Source organism: Flagellimonas sediminis (assembly GCF_010500845.1).
GTDB lineage: Bacteria > Bacteroidota > Bacteroidia > Flavobacteriales > Flavobacteriaceae > Flagellimonas > Flagellimonas sediminis.
Window position 1 is genome coordinate 90,932 of the sequence record NZ_JAAAMI010000003.1, and the last position, 21,534, is coordinate 112,465.

Consider the following 21,534-nt stretch of genomic DNA (forward strand, 5'->3'; position numbering starts at 1 on the left):
ATTGCCCTGGGCTTTGTTTGTGGGCGTAAACGCCCAAATAGCAAAGCTATAAGACACAAAGGGTGCGGGGAAGCATATTTTCTTGTTGATTTTTTGTTTCTTTTTTTATTAAAAAAAAGAAAGATAACTAAACCCTATTATTATGGACAATTTAGAATTTAATAAGTATAAAAAAGTGCTCGTCGAGCTCAATAAATTAGGCCTTGATATTATACAAAATGATTCAACTTCTTTTACAAGAATCTTTGATTTTAAAATACTAAAGTATTCTGGGATAGATGAAGATGGGGTTGTTAAGTTTAATAGTAGAGAAGAGTTTATTATGCTTTTGAAAAAACTCAAATCTAGTGAAATAAGCCAAAGCATTATCTCCAGAATAGATAATGACCTTCAACGACTTAGTATTAATGCGGATGATGAATTCTATGTCAAATTCTTCGCATCCTAATATTTCTATTTGACATAATGTTGGGGAAGTTCGAAAGAGAATAACAATCAGGGAGGTGGCGAGCAAGTGCTAAGAAATTTATGCTTTGCTAAATTTTTAGCTTTTGTAACAAACTGACAAAAAGCCCGTGAAATTTTTCTTCACTAAATTCACAGGTATACCAAAGGTTTCAATAAATACTGTAGACTTCTCTTAGATAGAACCGCTTTTTTTGTAAAACTTGATATTTCCTTCAAATGTTGCATGCAATATTCATTGGGACTGGTTCCGGTAGTAGCGATTGTTTTCTGATAGATTTTTAATGAATGAACTCTCTAACCTAACAATATATTTATGGCCAAAGAAAGGGTGAAAAATGGGCTATAAATTTCATCTATATAGCCCAAAGAAGCCTTAATTAGAACAACCAATAAAAACCTAATTAAAAAAAATCAAATTGACCTTGCAAACTCCAAAAGTGCAGGGTCGTTCTTCAGCCTTTCCATATCATCTGAAATTTTACTGTCCAAGACCTTGGCATAGATCTGGGTTGTTTTCAAGGAAGTATGCCCAAGCATTTTACTGACCGATTCTATGGGTACTCCATTCGATAGGGTCACCGTTGTGGCAAAGGTATGTCTGGCCAAGTGGGTGGTGAGTGTCTTGTTGATCTTACAACCAGCGGCAATTTCCTTCAAATAGAAGTTGGTCCGTTGATTGGTATAGACAGGGAGCAGTGTCCCTTTTGCCACCACTCTGGGATGTTCCTTGTACTTTTCAATGATGGCTTCTGGAATGCTCAACAATGGTATGCTGCTCAACACCTTGGTCTTCTGTCGATGGGTCTTGATCCATTTTTGTCCCTTGATGTCCTTGACGATATGGTCTTTGTGCAATTTTTCAACATCCACAAAAGCCAGACCTGTATAACAGCAGAACAGAAAAATATCCTTGACGGTCTGTAATCTTACAATGTCGAATTCCTTTTCAAAAAGGCGGGTCAGTTCCTCCTGTGTGAGATATTGCCGTTCCTTGTGTTTCCAACTGGCCTTCCAATGGAAGAAGGGATCCCGTTCGATCCATTGGTTGGCATAGGCGATCCTGATGATCTTTTTAAAGTTCACAATATACCTGACCGTGGTGTTGTGGTTACAGTTCTTTTTGGACCTAAGGAAATATTCCAAACCGGTAATGAACTTGTGGTCCACCTTTTTAACGGGGATGTCCTTTCTTTGGTGGGCATGTTGGATATAATCGGAAACATGCCTCCTGGCCGCATTGTAACGCTGTAAGGTCCCTTTGGTGAAGCCCCTACCTATCAAGCTTTCGACTTCCCGATTATGGTCATCGAAGATCTCCAGGAGCATATGCTGGTTCTTCCCTTTCCCTAAATAGGTGTCCCTGATGATCGTGGCAGAGATATCCTCCCTTTCCTTCAGTAGGTTCTCATACACCTCAAAACACCGGTTTTTCACGTTTTCAAGGAACCTATTAAAATTGGCCACCTTTGGGGCCGTTCCCCTGAGTTTTCCCGCTCTTCGGTCCCATTTGCGCTCCTCTACCCTCCTGCGGAGGCTGAACTCACTGCGCTTTCCGTTAACGGTGATACGGGTATAGATGGTCACTTTTCCATCGGTGTCCGAATCCATTTTTTTCGGATAGAACAATATGTTCATTGGTCCAAACATTGACAAGGTTTTTGAATGATTGGCGGGGAAGGTATAAAAACCAAATGTTAAAATTTCGGCGTAAAGATTTCTTTAACAGTCGATTATAGCGATGTTGGTGAGTCTTTCAAAGAGACATTTAGACTCACCGCGAGACTCACCTTTTTTTTGATATTATTTGGTGAGTTTTGGAGATGGATAAAATTAAAAAGCCTGTAAATTATTCATTTACAGGCTTTTGTGGATTTTTTAACGCTATCAAAGCGGTCTGGACGGGACTCGAACCCGCGACCCCCTGCGTGACAGGCAGGTATTCTAACCAACTGAACTACCAGACCAATGATTTTATCTTCTAAAGACTCCGACAACAGTCGGATTCAAATCTTGTTCAGAATGCTTTTTTAAAGCGAGTGCAAATATACATTCTCATTTCGGATTCGACAAAACATTTTTTTAAAAATGTGATCAAACAAATTTTTGTCTTTCGATCATAAACGAATTCAATACTTGTGAAAAATCGCCCCGAACGTCCACTTCCACATATTTGATCTTGTACTGGGCACATTTCAACTTCAGTTCCTGCTGGTACTGCAATACTTTTTCTGAGTACGCTTTTTGAATGGTTTCGGCATACAGATCAATATGTTGCCCTGTCTCCACATCCACAAAACGTTTGGGTGCGTTGCCAAAATCAAAATTCATCTCATGCTCATAGTCCATCAAATGGAACAGGGCCACGGCATGCTTGTTGTATTTCAAATGGCGTAGGGCCTCAAACAGTTTTTCCTCTTCGGTTTCGGTTTGGAACATATCCGTAAAAAGGAAGATCATGCTCCTTCTGTGGATTTTCTCGGCAATCTGATGTAAAAAAGTATACGTTTTAGTGGATTTCGAGTCCCTTTTGGTAGCTGCTACCTCGTTCAACATGGAATACAACATCTGAAAATGCCGTTCGCTGTTCTTTTCAGAAGCATAAAAATCATAAGTGTCCGAATAGATGCTCAAACCTACTGCATCCCGCTGCTTTTTTAACAACTGCATCAATGCAGCAATGGACAATACGCCAAAACCAATTTTGTTGAGGTTGCCCAGGGATAGGTGCTTCACTTCTGGATAATACATAGAAGCCGAATTGTCCAAGATCATGTGGCACCTCAGGTTGGTCTCGTCCTCATAACGTTTGGTGTACAACCGGTCAGTTTTGGCATACAGTTTCCAGTCGATGTGTTTGGTGCTTTCGCCCGAATTGTAAATTTTGTGCTCCGCAAACTCGGCAGAAAAACCATGGAACGGACTTTTATGGATGCCACTAATGAACCCCTCCACAATCTGGTTGGCCAATAATTCCAGATTGTTGAAGAGCTGTGCCTTATGAAGTTCCGATCGTACGTCCATACCAAGATTGTTGTGACAAGATAAAATAAAAAAGGCTTGGCGAATGCCAAACCTTTTTTAAAATATGATCGTGGGCACTTTTTTACAATGCCGCGTCAATGGCGTCTGTATAGACTTTCTTTGGAGAAACCCCAACCTGACGATTGATTACCTCGCCATCCTTAAATACAAGAACGGTAGGAATGTTACGTACGCCGTATTTGGCAGCAAACTGTTGGTGTGCATCTACATCCACCTTACCAACAACCGCTTTGCCCTCGTATTCTTGACTTACTTCCTCAATAATCGGGCCTACCATTCTACATGGACCGCACCAAGCTGCCCAAAAATCGACAAGAACAGGTTTGTCACTTTTCAAAACCACTTCGTCAAAACTTGCATCTGTTATTTCTAGTGCCATTTTATTTATTTTTTTGTTATGCAAAGTTAGTCAATAATTATGCATGTACCTTACGGTGAGGGTATTCGTTTTAATTATGGTGCTATTTGTATTTGTTATGGTCAATTGAGCTGATAATGAATTTCATGCGCCTCCAATTCAGAAAGCAGTTCGCTGTTGATCTTTACCTTTTGTTTTCTACTGGATAGTTTGAGTTTGATTTCCTCTTCCATCTCGTAGATCTCAAAGTTGAGGGGATGTTCACCCTTGAATAATTTCAAGGTGTCCTTCAATGCCTTGATGCGTTGTTCCTGTAGACGGTCCAGGTCCAGTTTGATGGTCAACTTTTTGGCAAATGCATCCATCACGTCCTGCAATTGTTTAAAATCGTTGAACTGAAGCCGTGGTTCGCCTTTTTTCCCTGTATCCCGGTTTACCCAGCCTTCCCGAACCAAAGCCTTAATGTACACAAAGGAATTGATCATCAAAAAATGACGGAACTTAAGGTACTCCTCCCCAAAAATCCGGAACTCGTAGCTTTCGTTGTAATCTTCTAAAGTGAAAAGTCCCCAGCCCTTTCCATTTTTTGATACCCTGTGCTGCACATCGGTAATGACCCCGGCCACAGAAAGTTCCCTGTTCACGTGTGCTTCCAAATTGGAAAAAGCGGATACATCAGCATTGCAAAAGGCGGTGATCTCTTTTTTGAAATCATCCAAAGGATGGCCCGAAATGTAGATGCCCACCACTTCTTTTTCCCTTCGCAACTTTTCCATGGTACCCCATTCTTCACAAGGTGGAACAATGGGTTCGGGTATCTGTACTTCGCTGGCGTCGCCAAACAGGCTTACTTGAGATGAGTTCTCATTTTCTTGGAATTTGGAACCATACCTGACCGCTTTTTCCAAGAAGGTGATGCCGTCCCCATCATCATGAAAATACTGGGCTCGGTGCGTATTGGTGAAGGAATCGAACCCGCCAGCCAATGCCAAGTTTTCAAAAGCTTTTTTATTGGCCGAGCGAAGATCTACCCGTTTGGCCAGATCAAAAATGGATTTGTAGGGTCCGTCCTTTTTTCGGTTTTCCACAATCGTTTCCACAGCGGAACGCCCCACTCCTTTAATGGCCCCCATACCAAAGCGAACGGCGTTGTCCTTGTTCACGGCGAACTTATAGTAGGATTCGTTCACATCTGGACCTAAAACCTGTAATCCCATCCGCTTACATTCCTCCATAAAGAAGGTGACCTGTTTAATGTCGTTCATGTTGTTGGACAGCACCGCGGCCATATATTCGGCAGGGTAATGGGCCTTCAGGTAAGCCGTTTGATAGGCAATATAGGCATAGCAAGTGGAGTGGCTCTTGTTGAAGGCGTAGGAGGCAAATGCTTCCCAATCCTTCCAGATTTTCTCCAAAATATCCCTCGGGTGACCATTCTTTTCGCCACCGTCCAAGAATTGAGGCTTTAATTTCTGAAGCAGGGCAAATATCTTTTTCCCCATGGCTTTTCGCAAAACGTCGGCATCACCTTTGGAGAAACCGGCCAACTTTTGGGAGAGCAACATCACCTGCTCTTGGTAGACCGTAATTCCATAGGTTTCTTTGAGATATTCCTCCATGTCGGCGAGGTCATAGGTAATCTCTTCATCACCATGTTTTCGGGCGATGAAACTGGGGATGTATTCCATGGGTCCGGGTCTGTAAAGGGCATTCATGGCGATAAGGTCATCAAAAACCGTAGGTTTTAGGTTTTTCATGTGTTTCTGCATCCCTGGTGATTCGTATTGGAATATCCCCACGGTATCACCTCGTTGAAAGAGTTCATAGGTCTTCTCATCATCCAATGGAAAATCATCGGGAATGAGTTCAATTCCGGTCCTGGCCTTGACGATTTTAACCGTATCCTTGATCAAGGTTAAGGTCTTCAATCCCAAGAAATCCATTTTCAGGAGTCCGGCACTTTCCACTACGGAGTTATCAAACTGTGTCACATAAAGATCGGAATCCTTCGCAGTGGATACGGGTACGAAGTTGGTGATATCATCGGGCGTGATGATCACACCGCAGGCATGGATCCCCGTGTTTCGCAAAGAACCTTCCAATACCCGAGCCATGTTCACCGTTTGGCCTTCCAAATCTTCACTTTCGGAAATGTTCAACAACTCGTTGACCTTTTCCAATTCCTCTGAACGGAATCTTTTCTTGAGTTCGGCTTCATCAACTCCAAAGATCTTATTGAGTTTGGACATGTTGGGGATGAGCTTGGCGATACGGTCGGCATCACTCAGTGGTAAGTCCAGCACCCTTGCCGTATCCCGAATGGATGATTTGGCCGCCATGGTGCCATAGGTAATGATCTGTGCCACCTGATTGGCTCCGTACTTGTTGATCACGTATTCCATCACTCGGCCCCGACCCTCATCATCAAAATCGATATCGATATCGGGCATGGATACCCTATCTGGATTCAGGAAGCGCTCAAAAAGGAGGTCGTACTTCAACGGGTCAATGTTGGTGATGCCCAAACAATAGGCCACCACCGATCCCGCAGCGGAACCCCGTCCCGGACCTACCGAAACATCCATATTTCGGGCTTCGCGGATAAAGTCCTCCACGATCAAGAAATAACCGGGGTATCCTGAATTTTTGATGGTCTCCAACTCAAAATCGATGCGCTCACTGATTTCGGTTGTAATCTCTCCATATCTTTTATGGGCACCTTGGTAGGTAATGTGTCTCAAATAGGCATTTTCCCCACGTTTGCCACCGTCTTCCTCATCTTCCTGTACCTTGAATTCTTCTGGGATGCCAAATTTGGGCAACAGGATGTCGCTGGCCAGATCATAAGGTTCCACTTTGTCCACTAGCTCGTGAATGTTCAAAATGGCTTCGGGAATATCCTTGAAGAGTTCCTTCATCTCGTCCGAAGACTTGAAATAATATTCTTGGTTGGGCAGGCCGTACCGATAACCACGTCCGCGACCGATGGGGGTGGAGCGTTTCTCGCCATCCTTCACACAGAGTAGGATGTCATGTGCCTCGGCATCTTCCTTGGCGCAATAGTAGGTGTTGTTGGTGGCCACCAATCTAATATTGTGGTCCTTGGCCAGTTGCACCAACACCTGGTTCACACGGTCCTCGTCCTCTTGTCCGTGGCGCATGAGTTCCACATACAGGTCATCCCCAAATTGTTCCTTCCACCACAACAGGGCTTCCTCGGCCTGTTTTTCGCCCACGTTCAAAATTTTGTTGGGTACTTCCCCATACAGGTTGCCGGTAAGTGCAATTACGTTTTCCTTGTACTGTTCCACAATCTTTTTGTCGATACGGGGCACGTAATAGAAACCATCGGTATAGGCAATGGACGACATTTTGGCCAGGTTGTGATAGCCTTTTTTGTTCTTGGCCAACAACACGATCTGGTAACCGTAGTCCTTCACATTTTTATTGGTGTGGTCCTCGCAGACATAAAATTCGCAACCCACGATCGGGGTAATTTCTTGTTCCGTGGGTGCCTCTCCTTTTTCCTCCCGTTCCTTGTTGCGGTCCTTTACCCCTTTGTTGTGGGCCATGATTTCTTTCACAAAGTGAAAGGCACCCATCATGTTGGCATGATCGGTAAGGGCAACAGCAGGCATGCCATTATCGGCAGTGGCCTTTACCAAATCTTTTATATTGATGGTGGACTGGAGCACCGAAAATTGGGAATGGTTGTGCAAGTGCGCAAACGGGGCATCTTCCAGCGTTTCAATGTTCTCCTGGATTTCCTCTGCGGAAATTTCCCCGGTGTCTTTTGCCCAAAGGGCATCCGCAATTTTTTTGGATGCCGCTTTTAAGTTGATGTGCTTTAGGCCGATGAGTTCGATCTCCTGTGGATTGGCCTCGGAGAATCGCTCAAAATAATCGGGTTGTACATCCAGTTCGTTGGCGGAAAACTGTCTTTTTCTGACCAATTCCAGAAAACAACGGGTGGTGGCCTCCACGTCGGCAGTTGCATTGTGGGCCTCGGCAAAGGGTTCTCCAAAAAGAAATTCATGAAGCTCGGTCAAGGTGGGCAGCTTGAACTTTCCACCACGACCACCTGGAATCTTGCAAAGTTCAGCAGTATGTTCCGTACAGGTATCCAGAACTGGTAATGTGGTCAAAGGGCTGTCCACTTGGTATCGGTGGAACTCGCATCCCATAATGTTGACATCGAAATCAACATTCTGACCCACCACAAATTTGGTGCGGGATAATGCCTCATTGAATTTGACCAAAACCTCTTCCAAAGGAACGCCCTGTTCCTCTGCCAGTGCGGTGGAAATGCCGTGAATTTGCTCCGATTCGTAGGGAATGTTGAATCCATCGGGCTTGATCAGGAAATCCTGGTGCTCCACCAAATTACCAAGCTCGTCGTGCAATTGCCAAGCAATCTGCACACAACGGGGCCAGTTGTCGGTATCGGTAATCGGGGCATCCCAGCGTTTGGGCAAACCGGTGGTTTCCGTATCAAAGATCAAATACATAGGCTATCGGTATGGGTCAAAAAAGCAATGGATAAAAATACGGAAGATGGCCTATTCGGTAAAATAGAGTTTTTACGATTTATCAACCAATAAAAAACAAGTAGGGAGTTGTAGGTTAAAAGATTTGGAGTATATTTGCACCCGCTTAACAGACAAGCGATTAAAAAGAATTAATAACCAGGGTCGGGCACCCTACAAATTAATGTGATATGCCAGTTAGAATCAGACTTCAGAGACACGGTAAAAAAGGTAAACCATTTTATTGGGTGGTTGCCGCAGATTCAAGATCAAAAAGAGACGGTAAATTTTTGGCCAAATTGGGAACTTATAACCCAAACACCAATCCTGCTACCATCGATTTGGATGTAGATGGTTCCGTAAAATGGTTGCAGAACGGTGCACAGCCTACTGATACCGCAAGAGCTATCCTTTCTTACAAAGGAGTTTTGTTGAAGCACCACTTGTTGGGCGGTGTTCGTAAAGGAGCATTGACCGAAGAACAGGTTGAGGAAAAATTCAACGCTTGGTTGGATGAGAAAGCCAACAAGATCCAAGCTAAAAAAGAAGGTTTGAGCAAAGCTGACGCTGATGCCAAGGCCAAAGCTTTGGAAGCTGAGAAAGAAGCCAACGAAAAAAGGATCGCTGCTGCCGCTCCTGTTGAAGAAGTAGTGGAAGAGGTTGCCGAGGAAACTGCTGAGGTAGCTACCGAAGAGACTCCAGTGGAAGAAACTGCTGAAGCTCCTGCTGCTGAAGAAGCTTCCAAAGAAGAAGAATAGAACTTAAGAACGATGCGCAAGGAAGATTGCTTCTACCTGGGCAAAGTCGTTTCAAAATATAGCTTTAAGGGAGAGGTGTTGGTCAAATTGGACACCGATGAACCCGATATCTACGAAAATATGGAATCAGTTTTTGTTTCCTTGGGAAACAATCTGGTTCCATTTTTTATTGACCGATGCCGACTGCACAAATCCGATTTGCTCCGTATCGACTTTGAAGAAGTAAAGGATGAAGCTTCTGCGGACAAAATCATCGGTTGCGAGTTATTTTTACCCCTTTCCCTATTGCCACCATTGACTGGCGACAAGTTTTATTTTCACGAGGTCATCGGTTTTACATTGATGGATGAGGTGCATGGGAATATCGGTGTGATCCAATCCATTAATGACAATGCTTCCCAAGAATTGTTCGAGGCGGTGAAGGACGGGAAGGAACTCTTGATCCCTATCAGCGATGAGATCATCACCAAAGTGGACCGTAAGAACAGAACCATCCATGTAAAAACCCCTGAAGGTTTGGTGGATCTATACCTGGGTGAGTAAATAAGCTTTTTAGCTATATTTATCAAAACCTTTTTCATGTATCGATTTATTATTTTGGCCTTGCTGCTTGGTTTGGGCCTTGTTGGCGAAGACAAGCCGCAAATTGAAAAGCAAGAAACCCCTCCCAATATTGTATTGATCTTTACTGATGACCAAGGGTATCAAGATGTGGGCGTTTTTGGCTCCCCGAACATCAAGACGCCGAATCTGGACCAAATGGCTGCCGAGGGACTGCAATTGACCAGTTACTATGCCGCGCAAGCGGTCTGTTCAGCTTCCAGGGCAGGGATTTTAACCGGATGTTATCCTAATCGTATCGGCATCCACAATGCTTTGGGTCCCAACAATACACATGGAATCAATGCTTCGGAAACCACCATCGCCGAAATGCTGAAGGAAAAAGGCTATGCCACGGCGATTTATGGAAAATGGCATTTGGGTCACCATGAACAATTTTTGCCTACCCGCCATGGGTTCGACGAATGGTTCGGTATCCCTTATTCCAATGATATGTGGCCGAAGCATCCACAGCAAGGAACTATTTTCAACTTTCCCGATCTTCCACTTTATGAAAACGAAAAAGTCATCGGTATTCTCGAAGACCAATCCCAGTTGACTACGCAGATCACGGAACGAAGCGTGGATTTTATCAAAAGAAATAAGGATAAGCCCTTCTTTTTGTATGTGCCCCATCCGCAGCCCCATGTCCCGCTTTTTGTTTCTGAAAAATTCAAGGGAAAATCGGAAAGAGGCCTATATGGCGATGTGATCATGGAGATTGATTGGTCTGTGGGCCAGATCATGAAGGCATTAAAAGATAACGGATTGGAGGAAAACACGTTGGTCATCTTTACTTCCGATAATGGGCCTTGGTTGTCGTATGGCAATCACGCGGGAAGTGCCTTGCCTCTTCGGGAAGGTAAAGGTACCGCTTGGGAAGGAGGTCAACGGGAACCCTGTATCATCAAATATCCTAAAAAATTAAAAGGGGGCAAGATCATTGATGTCCCCATGATGGCGATTGATCTTTTGCCAACACTAGCGGAGCTTACCCAAGCTCCACTGCCAGAGCAGGTCATTGATGGTAAAAGTGTGTGGAAAATTTTGACTGGAGAACGGGAAGAGCCGGTGCAGGAAGCGTATTTCTTTTACTATCGGGTGAACGAAATGTTCGGGGTGCGTTACGGCAAATGGAAATTGTATTTTCCCCATCGATACCGTACTATGGATGGACAGGAACCTGGCAAGGATGGGCAACCGGGAGTGTATCGTATGGTCGATTTAAAAGAAATTGAACTGTACGATTTGGAAAGTGACATTAGTGAGGCTACCAATGTGGCGGCCCAACACCCTGAAGTGGTTGCCGAAATCGAAAAATTGGCCAATGACATGAGGTACAGATTGGGGGATTCCCTAAAAAATATGAACGGTTCCGAAACACGGGAACCGGGGAGGATGGATGAGTAAGCCATTTCAATTTAAAGAATTCACCGTCCATCAAGACCGATGTGCCATGAAGGTGGGTACCGATGGTGTGCTTTTGGGGGCTTGGACTTCCTTGGAGCATCAACCGGAAACCATTTTGGATGTTGGTGCCGGAACAGGACTCATTGCACTCCAACTGGCCCAGCGTTCGGTGGCGGAAACCATTGATGCCATTGAATTGGATGAGGCTGCCTATGAACAATGTGTTTCTAATTTTGAAGGATCGCCTTGGGCGGACCGATTGTTTTGCTACCATGCCGGTTTTGATGAATTTGTGGACGAAATTGAAGATGAATACGATTTAATCGTTTCCAATCCGCCATTTTACTCAGAAGAAGTTGATAGTGGTGATGTGTCGAGAGACCAGGCCAGGCAGAACAGTTCCCTACCATTTGATGAATTAGTGGTGGGTGTTGCCCAATTGCTTTCGGAAAATGGACGCTTTTCGGTCATTGTTCCCCACAAGGAAGAATTGAATATATTGGAATTGGCCAATCAAAATCAATTGTACCCCCAACGGATTACAAGGGTGAAAGGAAATGCCCAAGTGGAATATAAAAGAAGTTTAATGGAATTCGGTTTTGAGAAAATGGAAGTACGAATTGATGAACTCATCATTGAAAAGGAGCGCCATGAATACACAGAGCCATACATCAAACTGACAGAACCATTTTATTTAAAAATGTAACAATAGTAAAACGAAATGTTATATTTCGTCATTATATTTGGCGGACATTCCGCAAGGATACTGAGCGGAGTCGAAGCGTAATACAGAACTCACACTAAAATTAAGATCCCTGCTTTTGCAGGAATGACAAATAAAATTTTCACAAATGAAGCCCGATCTATTTGAAGCCCCGGATTACTACAATCTCGATGATCTTTTTTCCGAAGAACACAAACTGGTCCGTGACGCGGCACGCCAGTGGGTCAAGCGGGATGTGTCCCCGATCATTGAGGAATTTGCCCAGAAGGCCGAATTCCCAAAACAAATTATTGGTGGATTAGCAGAGATTGGAGCTTTTGGTCCATACATTCCCGAGCAATACGGAGGCGCTGGTTTAGATCAGATCAGTTACGGCTTGATCATGCAGGAAATTGAGCGCGGTGATAGCGGGGTTCGTTCCACGGCATCGGTGCAGTCTTCCTTGGTTATGTATCCCATTTATGCCTATGGTTCCGAAGAGCAGAGGCAAAAGTATCTGCCCAAATTGGCTTCTGGTGAGTGGATGGGTTGTTTCGGGTTGACCGAACCTAATCATGGTTCCAATCCTGGTGGAATGGAAACCAAGTTCAAGGATATGGGTGATCATTACCTTTTGAACGGTGCCAAACTTTGGATCTCCAATTCCCCTTTTGCAGACGTTGCGGTGGTCTGGGCCAAGAATGAGGAAGGTAGGATCCATGGATTGATCGTGGAACGCGGCATGGCAGGCTTCTCCACCCCGGAAACGCACAACAAATGGTCGCTGCGTGCATCTGCCACAGGAGAACTTATTTTCGATAATGTGAAAGTACCCAAAGAAAATTTACTTCCCGGTAAAAGTGGCTTGGGTGCCCCACTGGGTTGTTTGGATTCCGCCCGATATGGTATTGCTTGGGGTGCTATTGGTGCTGCCATGGATTGTTATGATACAGCCCTTCGCTATGCGAAGGAGCGCTTACAATTTGGGAAGCCCATCGCAGCGTTTCAACTTCAGCAGAAAAAATTGGCCGAAATGATCACGGAAATCACCAAAGCGCAGTTATTGGCTTTTCGTTTAGGTCAATTAAAGAATGAAGGAAGGGCAACTACGGCCCAAATTTCTATGGCCAAGCGTAACAATGTTGAAATGGCCATTAAGATTGCCCGTGAGGCAAGACAGATGTTGGGCGGTATGGGCATCACAGGCGAATACAGCATCATGCGCCACATGATGAACCTCGAAAGTGTGATTACTTATGAAGGAACCCACGACATCCACCTATTGATTACAGGAGCCGATATTACAGGGATTCCGGCATTTAAGTAATCGGTTTAGGCAATTTTTTCAACAGTAACTTTGATGGATTTACTGATGGGAGTGTGGCTCTTGTCCGCAAAATGGTTATACGGAACCAACATGTTCGTTTCCGGGAAATAAGCAGCCATGTTCCCTTTGGGAATCTCATAGGGAATCACCAAAAATTGTTCAGCCGTACGTTGGATGCCATCATAAAGGCTGTGCAGATTGACCACATCCAATTTTTGCAATTTTCGTTTTACCATGTCCTCCTCGTTCATGAACACGACCCGGCGTTCATTGTGGATGCCCCGATAGCGATCGTTCAATCCATAAATGGTGGTATTGAACTGGTCATGCGACCGAATGGTCATCAGCAACAATTCATCTTTTTTAAGCTGATGGTTCGGTAAGGTGTTGAAGGTGAGTTGGGCCTTTCCGTTAGGCAACATACGGAAATTCCGCTCCCTCACATTGTTGGGGAGGTAATAGCCGAAACCTTTGGAACGCTCACTGGTATTGTCAAAACCTTTCACCACCTTATCGATATAACTTCGGATGAGGTTGTAATCCTGTCCCAAGGCAAACCAATCCACGGAATGATTGCCCCTAAAATAGGTATGGGCCAATAAGGCAATGATTTCAGGTTCACTTTTGATGTATTCCGAAGCTGGTTTCAACAATCCCTTGCTTTGACGAACCTTCCCCGTACTGCTTTCCATGGTCAAAAATTGAAGATTGCCGTTCTTCTCATCTTTTTCGGAGCGACCAAAAGTGGGTAAAAGCAACGCCGTTTTACCTGTGACCAAATGGCTCCGGTTCAGTTTGGTGCTGATCTGCACGGTTAAGCTACAATTTTGAAGGGCTTTGGCCGTGTATTGGGTGTCCGAGGCGGCCATTAAAAAATTGCCTCCCAAACAAACAAAAACTTTGGCCTTGCCATCGTGCATGGCCTGAATGGCATTGACGGTATCGTAACCCGGTTCGGTCGGTGGTTCAAATTGGAGGTGTTCTCGAATTTTTTCGTTAAGGGTTTTGTTCACGTAATGCATAATGCCCACTGAGCGATCGCCCTGTACATTGCTGTGCCCGCGCACAGGACAGGTGCCGGCAAACGGTTTTCCGATGGCACCCTTCAACAAAAGTATATTCACGTATTCCTGAATACACTGGACTGCATTTTTGTGTTGGGTGAGTCCCATGGCCCAACAAACAATAATTTTCGAATTTTCGGCCAACAATTGCACCACATGGTCAATTTTCCGCATGGAAACCCCGGTTCTGCGCTGCAAGGTTTCATTATCATATCGGGCCAAATCTTTTAGAAGGTCATCATATCCATCCACATGGTCCACGATGAATTCATGGTCCAGGACATTATGGGTTTTGGCGTCCAAGGCAACCAATTTTTTAAGGATAAGTTTGGCCAAAGCAATATCCTCATTGATCTTAACGGGCAAATGGATGTCGGCCATGGCCTGTCCGCTACCCAACATATCCGATACGCTCTGTGGATTTTTAAAATGAACCAAACCGGTTTCGGCCAAGGGGTTGATACTGACAATTTTCCCTCCGTTGCGTTTGCATTTTTCCAATGCTGATAACATTCTGGGGTGGTTGGTGCCAGGATTTTGCCCCACCACCAGAATCACTTCCGCACCATACAGGTCATCCAAAGTGACTGAACCTTTACCAATGCCCAAGGTCTCTGAAAGGGCCACCCCCGATGATTCGTGGCACATATTGGAGCAATCGGGCATATTATTGGTGCCAAAAGCCCGCGCGAATATGCCGTAAAGAAAGGCTGCCTCGTTGCTGGATCTTCCGGAAGTATAAAAAATGGCCTCGTTGGGATCGTTGAGTTGGTGCAGCTCATCGGAAATCAGTTCAAAAGCCTCTTGCCAAGCTATGGGTTCGTAATGAATACTGCCCGGTTTCAGTACCAAAGGTTCCACGACCCGTCCCAATTTGTTCAGTTCATAATCGCTGAGTTTGGATAGTTCCTCTACGGAATGTTGGGCAAAGAAATCCGCGCCGATATGCTCCTTGGTAGCCTCATCGGCCAATGCCTTGGCCCCGTTTTCACAATATTCGGCTATTTTGGAAGGGTGTTCAGGAACGGGCCAAGCACAACTCGGACAGCGAAACCCGTCCTCTTGGTTCATTTCGAGCAGGGCCTTCATGGATTTGGCAATGCCCATCTCCTTGAAACTATGCCGAAGCGCTTCTGTAACCCCCAAAAGTCCAGCGGCGGTATGCATGGGTTCCTTTAGGCGTAGACCAGTGAATTGAATATCGCCGGTCAATGAAATGTTCCGTTTGATGTCTTTATCCATGGGTTTGGCTTAGCATTGCAATTTTGGGTTCGGGTAATTGTCCGATTGGTCTTCGGAAGTATTCTCCAAACAGGCAAAGTCTTTTTCCGCGAGAAGATGGAGTTTTTTCCCTTCGGGAAGTGGCATTTCATATTCATAACCAACGATTTCCTTCTGGAACCAATCCTTGCCGTCCGTTTCAGGAATGGATAACACTATTTCGTTTTGGACATAAGTGGCTTCAAGGTTTTGTATCCCTTTCATCAACTGTACCCGATAGTGGAAAGTACTGCCTCCAAACTCGGTGACCTCTTGTACCGATCCGGTCTCGGATAACTGTTTCACTTCGCTCTGGGTCAATCGAAAACGCACCGAATTGCCTTTGATTCGAATTTTCATGGGACATCCAATTGGTCTTCACAAGTTACGGTATTCCGTTCACTTGTTCGAACCAAATAACTTTTTGCTGGTCCTCATTTCGGCATAACGAGGGTCTTGGATGTAATTTTCCTTTTGCATTTTGATGACCTCAATGCTCAAAAAACCAAATTCTTCCACCACTTTGCCATAAAATCGATAAATGCCCTTTCCCCGGAAGTAGTACTTAGCGGCAACCGGGGGAAAAAGTACGGTGTCGAACACTTCTCCCTGTTGGTCCACCAAAGTCGCAAAATACATGCGCTTGCCATCGTGGGTCGAAGTATTCTTTACGGTGACCAGATAGCCATAAATGTCGATATGTTTGTTAAGGTATCGAGGAAGGTCTCTTTGCCCATGGGCATTTCTAGGAGGTTCCGCCAAAAGTTCGAACGGGCTACAAAGGCAAAAACCCAAAAGTTCCAGTTGTTCAAAGGCGGTTTCCAACTGGGTGGTGTGCAGTTTGGGAATCTGGAATTTTTGATGACGGGGCGGAAAAAGCTTCGGGTGTTCCATACGGTCATTTTTGGACAACATCATATGGGCTTTCCACAACAATTCGTGTCTGTTGATTCCGGTAAAACGGAAGGCATCTATCCGGATAAGGATGGCGAGCTGTTCCATACGGATGTGCACACGATCCAGAAAATCTTCCATGGAAACAAAGGGTCCATGTAATAATCGTTCCTTCACAATACGTTCCATGACCCTGTTTTCTATATCGCGTAGGTACATCATGCCCAAATAGATATGCGACCCATGGATGCGGTTGACAATGGAACTGTTGTTGATACAGGGCGGATGTATGGTAGCCCCCAACATACGGGCATCGTGGATGTAGAATTCCGATCGGTAAAACCCGCCCCCGTTGTTCAGTACGGCCACCATATATTCCAAAGGGAAGTAGGTCCTTAAAAAAAGACTTTGGTAACTTTCCACGGCATAAGAGGCGGAATGCCCCTTGGCAAAGGCATACCCTGCAAAGCTGGCCACTTGGTTCCATACATCGGAAATAAGGGATTCACTGTAGCCCTTTTTTCTGCAATTGGCGATGAATTTGTCCTGCACTTTTTGAAACTCGTCCCGTGAGCGGAATTTTCCGCTCATGCCCCGTCGCAACACATCGGCCTCCCCAAGATCCAGACCGGCAAAATGGTGTGCCACCTTGATCACATCCTCTTGGTAGACCATCACACCATAGGTGTCGGGCATGATGTCCAATAAAACGGGATGGGCTTTTTCCTCGGTTCTTCCTTTGTTCCGATGGCGCAGGATATATTCCCGCATCATGCCGCTTTTGGCCACTCCAGGCCGAATGATGGAGCTTGCGGCCACCAATCCCAAATAATTGTCCACCTGTAGTTTCTTCAACAGCATGCGCATGGCAGGCGATTCCACATAAAAGCACCCCATGCATTGGGCCGATCTGATAAGATTGTTGATGTTCCCGTCCCTTTTGAACCCTTTTACGTTATGGATGTCGATGTCCTCATATTTTTCCGGTTGGTTGTACGCCACGATCTCCAACGCTTCTTTGATCTTGCCCAATCCACGTTGTCCCAAAATATCGAATTTGTAGAGGCCCACATCTTCGGCAATGACCATATCGTACTGTGTGGTCGGGAATCCTTTTGGGGGTAGATGGGTGGCGGAAAACCAGTGCAGGGGCCTTTCACTGATCAAAATGCCTCCGGCATGGATGCTGAGGTAATTGGGCTTGTCCTTCAGTAGTTTGCCATATTTCAGCACCAATTTGGAAACATGGTCCAGTTGGTCCAGAGTGTATTTTCCTTCGGATAAAAAATCGATTTCATGGGGCGGGAGTCCAAATACCTTTCCCAGTTCCCGGATAACACCACGCTCCTTAAAAGTGACGTAGGTGCCGAGTAGGGCAACATGTTCAAATCGCTTAAAAATGTACTCTGTCATGGTGGGACGGTCCCTCCATGAAAAGTCGATATCAAAATCGGGGGGATTGGTACGGTACAGGTTGATGAAACGTTCAAAGTACAGATCCAGTTCCATGGGGTCCACATCGGTGATCCGGAGCAGGTAGGCCACAATACTGTTGGCGCCACTGCCTCGCCCCACATAGTAAAACCCCCTTCGACGGGCCTCGGAAACAATGTCCCAATTGATCAAGAAGTAGGAAACAAATCCCATTTTTTTGATGAGTTGCAGTTCCTTTTCCAAGCGATCCTTTATAGTATCGTCCACGGTCTCATAACGATAGGGAAGCCCCTCGGTGCATAATTGCTCCAAGAGGCGTTCATCTTCCTCCACGTTTTGCAAATACGTCCTGAGGTTTTGGGGTTTCCGGTCTTTTGAAAAATCAAAGTGGATGCTGCATTGGTTCAGCAATTTTTCGGTATTCTCCAAAATAAAGGGGAACTCCGAAAATGCGGCGGCCAAGTTTTGTACAGGGTACATTTTTTCCTCTTCGTCGCCTTCATCGCCCTTTTGGAGCTTGCTCAAAAGCAGGTTTTTGTCTATGGCACGGAGCAATCTATGGGTGTTAAAATCCTGTTTGTTCCTAAAGGTCACCGGTTGCTGCACTACCAGCTTATGTTTATGTTCCGATAATCTGGAAAAGGGTAGGCGGCGTAGGTCTTTGATGGAAACCCCGATGAACTCATGATCCATGAAATGTTCCTGTTCGTTGAGCAGTACCTGTTCAAACGGATAGACCACAAAGGCATTGGTGAAGCAAGGGGCCTTATCGGGAATCTTTATTTGGTGATGAAGGTGGTGCGATAGAAAATCGTTGAGTTCCAGATAACCTTCATTGTTTTGGGCAATGCCGATGAAACAAGGTTGTATCCCGTTCCTAAAGTCGATGCCCAAAATGGGTCTCACCCCAAACTCGGGTGCCCTTCGTACAAAATTCAGCCCGGCCGAAGTGTTGTTGATGTCGGTCAGGACCAATTGTGTCACATGGTTCTGTTGGGCCAATTGCAAGAGTTCCACCTCCGAGAAGGTCCCGAACCGAAGACTGTAATATGTGTGGCAGTTGAGGTACAATTGTCAATGTTCAGTTATCAATTGTTTATTGGAAATTGCTCATTGTTTTCTATGGGCTAAAACCACAGGCGGTTCTCCATTAAAAGGATTGTGCATGCTCCCAATGGTCTTTGCTCCCATGGCAGAGGCTCTTAGTACGCTGCGGCTACCGAACCTATTGCGGATACGATCCATGGCCTGGTATAGGTTCAGGGCTTCCTCCGTATCCTCAAAAAGGTTGATCTGATAATTCCCCGAAACCAAATGGCTGAACCGGATCCCGATCAGCCGTACCAACATCCGTTTGTTGTAAAGACCGTTGAACAGGTCCACAATTTTTGGGATCAATATATGGTCGGCACTGGTGTAGGGAATGTGCAGTTGTTTGGAATAGGTGTTGAAATCGGAATAGCGGATCTTTACGGCAATGCATGCAGTGAGTTTATCGCCCCGTCGCAATTGGAAAGCCAGGTTTTCGGTCATGGCCACTAATATTCCCTTTAATTTTACCACATCGATGGTGTCACGGTCAAAAGTACGTTCCGTAGAAATGGACTTTCGTTCGTGAAAGGGGATTACGGGTGTATTGTCTATCCCGTTGGCCCTTTTCCAGATTACGGATCCGTTGGATCCCAATACCCGTTGCATAATGTCCATCGGCATCTCCTGTATGGTCTTTACCTGTCGTATTCCCAGGCTCCTGAGGGTTTGGTAGGTCTTGTCGCCCACCATGGGTATCTTTTTGATGGAAAGAGGGGCCAAAAAAGGTTTTTCCAGACCAAAATCTATCTTGAGTTGGTTGTTGGGCTTTGCCTCGTTGGTGGCCACTTTGGAGACCACTTTGTTCACGGACAGACCGAAGGAAATGGGAAGTCCGGTTTCCCGAATGATCTTTTGTCTCATTTCGGAAGCGTATTTGTAGCACCCGAAAAAGCGGTCCATACCCGATAGATCAGCATAGAATTCGTCGATGCTCGATTTTTCGAATAGTGGTACATGCTCTTTGATGATTTCTGTGACCACATCGGAATATTTGCTATAGGTTCCTGCGTTTCCACGGATCACCACGGCTTCCGGACAAAGCTCCTTTGCCATTTTCATAGGCATACCGGAATGTATCCCATGTCCTCGAGTTTCATAACTGCAGGCCGCTACCACACCGCGGTCACTGGTGCCGCCCACCAAAAGGGGTCTGTTCTTGAGCTCCGAATTGATTAGGCGCTCCACCGACACGTAAAAAGTATCCAGGTCAAGATGCAAAATTGTCTTTTTCATGTTTAGCAGAAGAGGAAAGCTAATTTATGGAAATATTCCCATAAAATGGAAATAATCCATAAAATATAAGCAAACAACTTTTGCTGTCACTTTTTCGGAAAAATCATCATATCTTTGTCCTGTTGTGTTGGATTCCGATCCTAGCGATTGGAATCAGGTTGAAGCATCGAAGCGATGCTTGCCAATGAAAGGCTTTCCGTTTGGAAGGCTTTTTTTGTTAGTGGTTGAAGCTAATTCTGCTGAAAAGCGGAATCCTCTTCCTGATGGTATATTAGTGAAAAATTAGTGCCATTCGTGTCAAACCTTTATGTCATCAGTGTTCACCCTAAGATTCTTCGCAAAGCCTGTCTTGAGCTTAGTTGAAAGACTCAGAATGACGATTCAAGGTAATGTCAACTCCCTGAAACCGTATGCGCTACATGGTGTACCAAGGAAGCGGCCAGTTTAGCCGTTTGCCCGTCAATGTCGTATTTGGGATTCATCTCGGCAATGTCCAAACTGATCAGTTTACCGGTGGACATAATGGTCTTCAGGCATTCCAAAACAATGTGCGGGGTAAAACCCATGGGTGAGGCTGCACTGACCCCTGGCGCAAATGCCGAGGAAAACCCATCCAAATCGATGGTCACGTACACATGGTCCACATTTTTGGTAAAGGCATTGATAAAAGTGGTGATCTCTTGCAAAAAGGTTGTCTGAAATGTTTCGGCCATTACATAAATGACATTGAGGTCCTTGGCCGTTTGGAAAAGGTTTCTATCATTGGCATCTTTTCGGATACCGAGGCAGAGGTAATTAAAATCGATGCCTTCTTCTTGGCAATCTTGGGCAATCTGATAAAATGGGGTGCCCGAATTGCTCTGTTCCGTATTTTTCCGAAGGTCAAAATGGGCATCAAAATTAATGATGCCGATAGTTTGGCCTTCTTTTTTTGCATCCAGATATTTTTTGATGCCATAGTAATGGCCGTAGGCCATATCGTGTCCGCCACCCAACACAATTGGGAATTGTTTTTTCTCCAAAAGGGAAGCAACGGCTTCGGCAAGTTGGTTCTGGGATGCTTCCATATCGCTGTTGGTGCAGGTGATGGAACCTACATCGTGCAGCAAAACATGACTGGCCAAATGATTGGGCATTTTTCCAAAACTACTTTTTATGGCATCCGGACCATCCACGGCCCCGACCCTACCTTGGTTGCGGTGCACTCCGGCATCACAGGCGTAGCCCAATAGGGCTATTGATTTTTTCTGGGCTTCTGGAATTTCGGTCAAGGGGGTACAATGTACTTTTTCGTGGAGGTACAGCCACTTGTTGGAAATACGTCCGGTCCAGAGGCTCTTTTTTGGGGGCTCGTAGTGTTTCATC

General features: G+C 45.2%; 15 protein-coding genes and 1 tRNA gene. 6 read left to right on the forward strand and 10 right to left on the reverse strand.

All coding sequences use genetic code 11. The annotated features are described in order from the left end of the window. The first annotated feature begins 142 nt into the window (after positions 1–142). The gene (locus GTK07_RS07320; RefSeq protein ID WP_163634608.1) at positions 143–448 is read left to right on the forward strand and encodes a hypothetical protein; all 306 of its coding nucleotides are present in this window, start codon (positions 143–145) and stop codon (positions 446–448) included. 431 nt (positions 449–879) lie between these two features. Here the strand turns inward: GTK07_RS07320 and GTK07_RS07325 are convergent, their stop codons facing one another. The 5 genes from GTK07_RS07325 to dnaE form a co-directional block, all read right to left on the reverse strand. Continuing rightward, positions 880–2,103, reverse strand: a complete 1,224-nt coding sequence (locus GTK07_RS07325; RefSeq protein ID WP_235932688.1) for a site-specific integrase — start codon at positions 2,101–2,103, stop codon at positions 880–882. A gap of 255 nt (positions 2,104–2,358) precedes the next feature. Continuing rightward, a tRNA-Asp gene (locus GTK07_RS07330) sits at positions 2,359–2,432 on the reverse strand. Positions 2,433–2,559: 127 nt separating this feature from the next. Continuing rightward, positions 2,560–3,489 carry a DUF58 domain-containing protein gene (locus GTK07_RS07335; RefSeq protein ID WP_163634612.1) on the reverse strand — a complete coding sequence of 310 codons (930 nt, stop codon included), beginning with the start codon at positions 3,487–3,489 and terminating at the stop codon, positions 2,560–2,562. An 82-nt stretch (positions 3,490–3,571) separates the two neighbouring features. Continuing rightward, positions 3,572–3,889 carry a thioredoxin gene (gene trxA / locus GTK07_RS07340; protein WP_163634614.1) on the reverse strand — a complete coding sequence of 106 codons (318 nt, stop codon included), beginning with the start codon at positions 3,887–3,889 and terminating at the stop codon, positions 3,572–3,574. Positions 3,890–3,990: 101 nt separating this feature from the next. Then, positions 3,991–8,376, reverse strand: coding sequence for a DNA polymerase III subunit alpha (gene dnaE, locus GTK07_RS07345; protein WP_163634616.1), 4,386 nt, complete (start codon positions 8,374–8,376; stop codon positions 3,991–3,993). Between the two features lie 209 nt (positions 8,377–8,585). Between dnaE and GTK07_RS07350 the strand changes: the two genes are divergently transcribed. The 5 genes from GTK07_RS07350 (at position 8,586) to GTK07_RS07370 (ending at position 13,192) form a co-directional block, all read left to right on the forward strand. Beyond that, positions 8,586–9,152, forward strand: a complete 567-nt coding sequence (locus GTK07_RS07350) for a 30S ribosomal protein S16 (RefSeq protein WP_163634618.1) — start codon at positions 8,586–8,588, stop codon at positions 9,150–9,152. Positions 9,153–9,164: 12 nt separating this feature from the next. Continuing rightward, positions 9,165–9,695 (forward strand): ribosome maturation factor RimM, encoded by a 531-nt coding sequence (rimM, locus tag GTK07_RS07355; RefSeq protein ID WP_163634620.1) that lies wholly within the window; start codon positions 9,165–9,167, stop codon positions 9,693–9,695. Between the two features lie 36 nt (positions 9,696–9,731). Then, positions 9,732–11,162 (forward strand): sulfatase family protein, encoded by a 1,431-nt coding sequence (locus GTK07_RS07360; protein WP_163634622.1) that lies wholly within the window; start codon positions 9,732–9,734, stop codon positions 11,160–11,162. Next, positions 11,155–11,868 carry a tRNA1(Val) (adenine(37)-N6)-methyltransferase gene (locus tag GTK07_RS07365; protein WP_163634624.1) on the forward strand — a complete coding sequence of 238 codons (714 nt, stop codon included), beginning with the start codon at positions 11,155–11,157 and terminating at the stop codon, positions 11,866–11,868. Before GTK07_RS07360 ends, GTK07_RS07365 begins: the two co-directional genes overlap by 8 nt. A gap of 145 nt (positions 11,869–12,013) precedes the next feature. Further along, positions 12,014–13,192 carry an acyl-CoA dehydrogenase family protein gene (locus tag GTK07_RS07370; protein ID WP_163634626.1) on the forward strand — a complete coding sequence of 393 codons (1,179 nt, stop codon included), beginning with the start codon at positions 12,014–12,016 and terminating at the stop codon, positions 13,190–13,192. A gap of 5 nt (positions 13,193–13,197) precedes the next feature. Here GTK07_RS07370 and GTK07_RS07375 read toward each other — a convergent pair whose 3' ends face one another. The 5 genes from GTK07_RS07375 to hutG all read right to left on the reverse strand — a co-directional run bounded on the left by GTK07_RS07375 (position 13,198) and on the right by hutG (position 21,533). Continuing rightward, on the reverse strand, positions 13,198–15,498 hold the full coding sequence (locus GTK07_RS07375; protein ID WP_163634628.1) for an FdhF/YdeP family oxidoreductase: 2,301 nt from the start codon (positions 15,496–15,498) through the stop codon (positions 13,198–13,200). A gap of 9 nt (positions 15,499–15,507) precedes the next feature. Beyond that, positions 15,508–15,876 carry a DUF7009 family protein gene (locus GTK07_RS07380; protein WP_163634630.1) on the reverse strand — a complete coding sequence of 123 codons (369 nt, stop codon included), beginning with the start codon at positions 15,874–15,876 and terminating at the stop codon, positions 15,508–15,510. A 39-nt stretch (positions 15,877–15,915) separates the two neighbouring features. Continuing rightward, positions 15,916–18,915: a DNA polymerase III subunit alpha gene (locus GTK07_RS07385; RefSeq protein ID WP_163634632.1), complete on the reverse strand. Its 3,000-nt coding sequence runs from the start codon at positions 18,913–18,915 to the stop codon at positions 15,916–15,918. A gap of 39 nt (positions 18,916–18,954) precedes the next feature. Next, the gene (gene dinB / locus GTK07_RS07390; protein WP_163634634.1) at positions 18,955–20,169 is read right to left on the reverse strand and encodes a DNA polymerase IV; all 1,215 of its coding nucleotides are present in this window, start codon (positions 20,167–20,169) and stop codon (positions 18,955–18,957) included. Positions 20,170–20,561: 392 nt separating this feature from the next. Beyond that, the gene (gene hutG, locus GTK07_RS07395) at positions 20,562–21,533 is read right to left on the reverse strand and encodes a formimidoylglutamase (RefSeq protein WP_163634635.1); all 972 of its coding nucleotides are present in this window, start codon (positions 21,531–21,533) and stop codon (positions 20,562–20,564) included. Position 21,534: the final 1 nt, after the last annotated feature.

Coding starts and splice junctions, on each gene's coding strand:
- GTK07_RS07320 (WP_163634608.1), top strand. CDS start 143: ATGGACAATTTAGAATTTAATAAGTATAAAAAAGTGCTCGTCGAGCTC.
- GTK07_RS07325 (WP_235932688.1), bottom strand. CDS start 2,103: ATGAACATATTGTTCTATCCGAAAAAAATGGATTCGGACACCGATGGA.
- GTK07_RS07335 (WP_163634612.1), bottom strand. CDS start 3,489: ATGGACGTACGATCGGAACTTCATAAGGCACAGCTCTTCAACAATCTG.
- trxA (WP_163634614.1), bottom strand. CDS start 3,889: ATGGCACTAGAAATAACAGATGCAAGTTTTGACGAAGTGGTTTTGAAA.
- dnaE (WP_163634616.1), bottom strand. CDS start 8,376: ATGTATTTGATCTTTGATACGGAAACCACCGGTTTGCCCAAACGCTGG.
- GTK07_RS07350 (WP_163634618.1), top strand. CDS start 8,586: ATGCCAGTTAGAATCAGACTTCAGAGACACGGTAAAAAAGGTAAACCA.
- rimM (WP_163634620.1), top strand. CDS start 9,165: ATGCGCAAGGAAGATTGCTTCTACCTGGGCAAAGTCGTTTCAAAATAT.
- GTK07_RS07360 (WP_163634622.1), top strand. CDS start 9,732: ATGTATCGATTTATTATTTTGGCCTTGCTGCTTGGTTTGGGCCTTGTT.
- GTK07_RS07365 (WP_163634624.1), top strand. CDS start 11,155: ATGAGTAAGCCATTTCAATTTAAAGAATTCACCGTCCATCAAGACCGA.
- GTK07_RS07370 (WP_163634626.1), top strand. CDS start 12,014: ATGAAGCCCGATCTATTTGAAGCCCCGGATTACTACAATCTCGATGAT.
- GTK07_RS07375 (WP_163634628.1), bottom strand. CDS start 15,498: ATGGATAAAGACATCAAACGGAACATTTCATTGACCGGCGATATTCAA.
- GTK07_RS07380 (WP_163634630.1), bottom strand. CDS start 15,876: ATGAAAATTCGAATCAAAGGCAATTCGGTGCGTTTTCGATTGACCCAG.
- dinB (WP_163634634.1), bottom strand. CDS start 20,169: ATGAAAAAGACAATTTTGCATCTTGACCTGGATACTTTTTACGTGTCG.
- hutG (WP_163634635.1), bottom strand. CDS start 21,533: ATGAAACACTACGAGCCCCCAAAAAAGAGCCTCTGGACCGGACGTATT.